4 protein-coding genes are annotated in these 4,830 nt (G+C 61.6%); all 4 read right to left on the reverse strand.

The window, feature by feature from the left end; all coding sequences use genetic code 11:
• Positions 1-1,041 (reverse strand): iron-containing alcohol dehydrogenase (locus EN964_RS24615; RefSeq protein ID WP_164775970.1); only part of this gene is annotated, 1,041 nt, incomplete at its 3' end.
• A 17-nt stretch (positions 1,042-1,058) separates the two neighbouring features.
• Complete coding sequence (locus tag EN964_RS24620; protein WP_127268305.1) at positions 1,059-2,447, reverse strand: aldehyde dehydrogenase family protein; 1,389 nt, start codon at positions 2,445-2,447, stop codon at positions 1,059-1,061.
• A 125-nt stretch (positions 2,448-2,572) separates the two neighbouring features.
• Entirely contained in the window at positions 2,573-3,943 is a 1,371-nt protein-coding gene (locus EN964_RS24625; RefSeq protein WP_127268306.1) for a glutamine synthetase family protein, read from the reverse strand.
• A gap of 87 nt (positions 3,944-4,030) precedes the next feature.
• A partial coding sequence (locus EN964_RS24630; protein ID WP_127276827.1) for an amino acid permease occupies positions 4,031-4,830 on the reverse strand: 800 nt, incomplete at its 5' end.

A 4,830-nucleotide genomic window follows, 5' to 3' on the forward strand; every position in this document is an offset into this window, starting at 1 on the left:
ATCGAGCCCCTTGATAAGGCCGGGCAGTGCATGCGGCACCTTCAGTTCCTTGCGAAGCTTGATGATCGCCTTGGCGAAGCCGTCAAAGCCGCCCTTGATGCCGCAATAGGCGGCGAGCCGGCCGATACGCTCCTCGATGGAGTCCCGGTTGAAGGCCAGAACATAGGGCATGAACACCGCGTTGGTCATGCCGTGATGGGTGTCGTAGAGCGCGCCGACCGGGTGCGACAGCGAATGGATGGCGCCGAGCCCTTTCTGGAAGGCGGTGGCGCCCATGGCGGCGGCGCTCATCATATGGGCGCGCGCAACGAGATCCCCGCCGTTGGCATAGGCCTTCGGCAGGTTCTCGAAGACCAACCTCACACCTTCGACGGCGATGCCGTCGGCCATCGGATGGTAGCCGGGCGCGCAATAGGCTTCGAGGCAATGGGCCAGCGCATCCATGCCGGTACCGGCGGTGATGAAGCCCGGCATGCCGACCGAAAGCTCCGGATCGGCAATGACGATAGCCGGCAACAATTTGGGATGGAAGATGACTTTCTTGGTGTGCGTGGCCTCATTGGTGATGACGCCGGCGCGGCCAACCTCCGATCCGGTCCCGGCGGTGGTCGGCACGGCGATGATCGGCGCGATGGCATCCGAATTGGCGCGCGTCCACCAGTCGTCGACATCCTCGAAATCCCACACCGGCCGCGTCTGCCCGGCCTGGAAGGCGATCAGCTTGCCGAGATCGAGCGCCGAGCCGCCGCCGAAGGCGATGACGCCGTCATGCTTGCCCTTCTTGAACACGGCGATGCCGGCGGTCAGGTTGGATTCGACCGGGTTCGGCCTGACCTCGGAGAAAACGCCGTAAGGGACCTTCGCATCGTCGAGGATCTCTAGGGTCGAGGCGACGACCGGCAGTTTCGCCAGTCCAGGATCGGTGACGAACAACGGCCGCTTGATGCCGGTGGCCGCCAGCACCTCAGGCAATTCCTTGATGCGGCCGGCGCCGAAGCGGACGGTGGTGGGGTAGTTCCATTTGGAGATCAGCTTGGACATTTTTGTCTTTCAATAAATCAGATGGCTTCGCGCAGATGGAATGATTTCGGCCTGGTGAGATTGTCATAGCCGATGGCCGACAAGCCCGCGCCCTTGCCGGTGTCCTTGACGCCGGTCCAGACCAGTGCCGGATCGAGGTAGTCGCAGCGGTTCATGAACACCGTGCCGGTCTCGACCCGATTGCCGATCGCGACGGCATGCTCGGTATCGCGGGTCCAGATCGAAGCCGTCAGCCCGTAAGGACTGTCGTTCATCAGAGCGATCGCCTCTTCGTCGTTACGCACCTTCATGATGCCGACGACCGGGCCAAAGCTCTCTTCGCGCATGACGCTCATCTGATGATCGACTTCTGTCAGCACTTCCGGTGCCAGATAAGGCGAACCGGCCTTGTCGTTAGCCACCTTCATGTCGATGTGCGCCTTGGCACCCTTGCGCAGCGCTTCGGCCTTCTGTTCGCGGATCAGATCGGCGAAGCGCGCCTGCGCCATCGGTCCCATCGTCGTCGCCTGGTCGAGCGGGTTGCCGACGACATAGTTCTTGGTCTCGGCGATGAAGCCTTCGACGAATTCGTCATAGACCTTTTCGTGCACATAGACGCGTTCGATGCCGCAGCAGCACTGGCCGGAATTGTAGAAGGCGCCGTCGACCAGATTGGCGATCGCATGATCCATCTTGGCGTCCGGCAGCACATAGGCCGGATCCTTGCCGCCCAGCTCGAGGCCGAGCGTCATGAAGGTGCCGGCCGCCGCCTTTTCGATGGCGCGGCCACCGCCGACCGAACCGGTGAAATTGACATGGTCGATCTTTCCCGAGCCGAGCAGCCTTTCGGTCTGGGCGTGATTGAGCACGACATTCTGGAACACGCCCTTGGGCAGGCCGATCTTGTCGAACGCCTGCTGAAAGCGCTCGCCGACCAGCAGCGTCTGCGCCGCATGCTTGAGGATGACGGTGTTGCCGGCCATCAGCGCCGGCACGATGGTGTTGACGGCGGTGAGATAGGGATAATTCCACGGCGCGATCACCATGACCACGCCGAGCGGGTCCTTCTTCACATAACGGCGGAAGCCGTCCTTCGGGTTGGAGGCAGGCACCGACTTGAGCGCCTGCTCGGCGATCTCGACCATATAGGTGGTGCGTTCCCTGACGCCGCCGAACTCGCCGCCGTAGCGTACGGGCCGCCCCATCTGCCAGGCGATCTCCGGCACGATCTCGTCTGATATCGCGACCAGCGCTTCCAGCATGGCGAGCATGTACTTGCCGCGCTCGACGATCGGCGTCTCAGCCCATTTCTCTTGCGCCGCCTTGGCGCGTTCCACCGCTGCATTGATCGCCTGGTCGGTCGCGATCGGTCGCTCGGCATAGATCGAACCGTCGATGGGGGATATGAGTTTGACCGTCTCGGTCATTTTGTAAGTCCTCGTATTCTACAACAAAATCGTATGGCCTGGCACTGCCCCTCATCTGCCTGCCGGCACCCTCTCCCCCACGGGGAGAGGGTAAGAGTGAAGGGGCGCCGACGAACCGTCGATACCTAGTACCGCTCGAACCCTCTGTGCAGTTCCCAATCCGTGATGCGGCGGTCGTATTCAAGCTGCTCCCACTTTGCGGTGTGGACATAATGTTCGAGCACATCCTCGCCGAGCGCCTGCTTGAGCATCTTCGACTTCGCAAGCGTCTCGGTGGCATCGCGCAGCGTCTTCGGAATCTCCGGCAGGCGCGATGCCTGATAGGCATCGCCGACGAACGGCTTCTGCAATTCCAGCTTCTCGTCGATGCCGGCAAGGCCGGCGGCGATCAGCGCTGCGAACGCAAGATACGGGTTCAGATCGGCGCCGCCGATGCGGCATTCCATGCGGATGCCCTTGGTGCCCTCGCCGCACAGGCGGAAGCCGGCGGTACGGTTGTCCTCGCTCCACATGATCTTGGTCGGCGCGAAGGTGCCGGCCTGGAAGCGCTTGTAGGAGTTGATGTAGGGCGCCAGGAACCAGGTGAATTCCTTGGCGTATTTGAGCTGGCCGGCGGCCCATTGCTGGCCAAGCGTCGACAGCGTCCAGTCGGCCGCCTTATCGAAGAACAACGGCGTCTTGCCGTCGGCGCTCCACAGCGAATTGTGGATGTGGCTGGAATTGCCGGCGAGCCCGTAATTGTATTTGGACATGAACGAAATCGCCTTGCCCTCGGACTCCGCGATTTCCTTGGCGCCGTTCTTGAGGATGACGTGACGGTCGGCCATGTCGAGCGCCTCGGCGTAGCGCACATTGATCTCTTCCTGACCCGGACCCCACTCGCCCTTGGAATTCTCGATCGGAATGCCGGCCGCTTCCATCTCGTTGCGAAGCCGGCGCATGACGCCCTCTTCCTTGGTGGTGATACCGATCTGGTAGTCGCCGATATAGGGCGATGCGGTATCGAGACCTTGCCAGTGCTTCTTGCGGGCGGAATCGTATGTCTCGTTGAACAGATAGAATTCAAGCTCGGAAGCAAAATAGCCTATATAGCCGCGCTCCGTCAGCCGCTTGACCTGCTTCTTCAAGATGGCGCGCGGCGAATGTGGCAGGTCATCATGGGTGTGGTGGTCGAGCACGTCGCAGATCACGAGTGCGGTCTTTTCCAGCCAGGGAATGCGCCGCAGCGTGGCCAGATCCGGCTTCATGACGAAGTCGCCATAGCCCTTCGACCAGCTCGCCGCCTTATAGCCCGGCACCGGCTCCATATCGATGTCGGCGGCCAGCAGATAGTTGCAGCCATGCGTTTCGTCATGCGCGGAATCGACGAAGTACTGCGCCAGGAAGCGTTTTCCCGCCAGCCGTCCCTGCATGTCGACGATGCAGGCCAGCACGGTGTCGATCTCACCGCTGGAGACCGCTTTCTTCAACTGATCGAACGAGAAATTTCCGGCCATTCCTTTGGCACTCCAGCACTTGTCGATTGAAAGGGATAAACGTAGCCATGGCCGGCGCGAGGCCGGCCATGGCCATATAGGGCGATATCAGGCGCCAGCTTCGCCGATAGCCACCTCGGCTGCCCTGATCGCGGCCTGGCGTTTGGCGATCTGATCACCGATCGGCGGACCCTGGAACCGGCGGTTCTCGAAACCGAACCAAAGCACGGCGGTCAGCAAGATGAAGCCTATGGTGATGTAAAGCACCTTGTCGTTCGGCGGCTGGATGGCGATGTAGAAGATGATCACCATGCCGACAATCGACAGCGCACAGAAGAGCTTGAACAGTCCGGCGCCCAGGTTCCACGGGCCAGGATTAGGCCACTTGGCCGTGCCGAATGCGACCATGCCGAGTGCGATCGGGATTGTGAACGACAGGAACAGGAACACCAGCGTCGAATTGACGACGATGGTGTAGATGTTGGTGCCGCCGATCGAAATAAACTGGGCAAGGAACACATACAGGATTTCGAGGATCGCGGCCGTCCAGATCGCATTGACCGGCGTGCGCCAGGTCGGGTTGACCTTGGCGAGAGCCGCGGAGCCAACGGGCATGCCGCCGTCGCGGGAGAAGGCAAACAGCATGCGCGAAGCCGAGGTCACGGTGGCCAGGCCGCAGAGGAACTGCGAAATCAGGATGGCGAGATAGAGCAGCTCCTTGAGCCACACGGGCAGGATCGCGTCCATCGTCGAGAAGAAGACGCTCCAGCCCTGCTTGGCGCCGGCAGCCAGGTCCGGGATCGCGAGAACGATTGCGCACAGCATCACCCAGCCGATCAGAGACGACCACAGCACCGACGAAATGATCGCCCGCGGAACGGAGTGTGCCGCCTTGACGGTCTCCTCGG

The sequence above is a fragment of the Mesorhizobium sp. M7A.F.Ca.CA.001.10.2.1 genome, from assembly GCF_003998575.1.
GTDB lineage: Bacteria > Pseudomonadota > Alphaproteobacteria > Rhizobiales > Rhizobiaceae > Mesorhizobium.

Bases quoted from the DNA above. Each gene is read 5' to 3' on its own strand.
- EN964_RS24620 (WP_127268305.1), bottom strand. From the start codon at position 2,447: ATGACCGAGACGGTCAAACTCATATCCCCCATCGACGGTTCGATCTAT.
- EN964_RS24625 (WP_127268306.1), bottom strand. From the start codon at position 3,943: ATGGCCGGAAATTTCTCGTTCGATCAGTTGAAGAAAGCGGTCTCCAGC.